This is a genomic window from Burkholderia sp. DN3021 (genome assembly GCF_049805555.1).
Taxonomy (GTDB): domain Bacteria; phylum Pseudomonadota; class Gammaproteobacteria; order Burkholderiales; family Burkholderiaceae; genus Burkholderia; species Burkholderia pyrrocinia_C.
The window spans coordinates 1-889 of sequence record NZ_JBNCAB010000250.1; the positions used below are offsets into that span (position 1 = coordinate 1).

At 61.1% G+C, this 889-nt stretch carries 1 protein-coding gene and 2 pseudogenes; 2 read left to right on the plus strand and 1 reads right to left on the minus strand.

The window, feature by feature from the left end; genetic code table 11:
• Window positions 1–79: ESPR-type extended signal peptide-containing protein (locus ACPUER_RS36915; RefSeq protein WP_425133600.1), on the minus strand; the 79-nt coding region annotated here is incomplete at its 3' end.
• 164 nt (window positions 80–243) lie between these two features.
• Between ACPUER_RS36915 and ACPUER_RS36920 the strand changes: the two are divergent.
• Both ACPUER_RS36920 and ACPUER_RS36925 read left to right on the plus strand, forming a co-directional pair.
• Window positions 244–591 (plus strand): annotated as a pseudogene (locus tag ACPUER_RS36920) (transposase); the annotation flags it as partial.
• Window positions 587–799: pseudogene (locus ACPUER_RS36925) on the plus strand (hypothetical protein); the annotation flags it as partial. The pseudogenes ACPUER_RS36920 and ACPUER_RS36925, both read left to right, overlap by 5 nt.
• Between the last annotated feature and the right edge of the window lie 90 nt (window positions 800–889).

Sequence of the window (889 nt, forward strand, 5' to 3'; positions counted from 1 at the left end):
CCCCGCGCGTGAGCTCCGACACCGCCACCCACGTGCCCGCCCGACGGCTGAATTTAATCTTGTACGCTTGCTGGTTCATCGCTTTGTTCCCCTAAAGACATTCAGGGCGCCCCCGCCCATTCCGATAACCAGCATTCTCGGGAAGCGCGCCTCCCAATACCACTCAACATTTGTTAAGGATGGTGTTCAAAACTGGCGAAGGCCCGCATGTTCAACAGGTCGGTTGCGGTGGACAATAAGGACGTGAAACAGACCGACCTGAACCTTGACCTGACGAACCGGCGGACAGCGCAAACGCGTATTTCTCGACGGGATGGAGCGCGTGGTGCCATGGAAGGAATTCATGGCGCTGATTGCGCCACACGCGCCGACGAAGGCAACCGGTCGCAAACCGTTCCCGATCGAAGCGATGCTGCGCATTCATTTTTTGCAGCAGTGGTTCGGCTTGAGCGACGTCGCGATGGAAGAGGCGCTGTACGACGTGCCGCTGTACCGCGAGGGCTGGGCGGCATGAGCCGGCTGCCGGACCGCGTGAGCATCCTGAGGTTTCGGCATCTGCTGGGGCAACACCAGTTGGCCGAGCAGTGGATTCCAGCCGATGGCCGAGCACCAGCGGCGCTATATCGTCCGCTGGCTCAAAGAACGGCTGTCGGGCCGGCAGGATCGCAGCACGGCGCTCTTCGATCTCAAGCAATGGTTGTACGAGCACCGGGTCTTGATCGTTCACGATCGTGCGCTCCGGCAACTGATCGTCCAGGCGGTTCAGGATGTCGAAACCGCGCTGACCCAGTGCCTCGAGGCGTAAGCGACTCAGCTGGGCCAGTCCCCCATTCGCGCGCGCGTGAGGCATGATGGTGATGGCGTGGTGGTATCCGTGTAAGTCACGGGG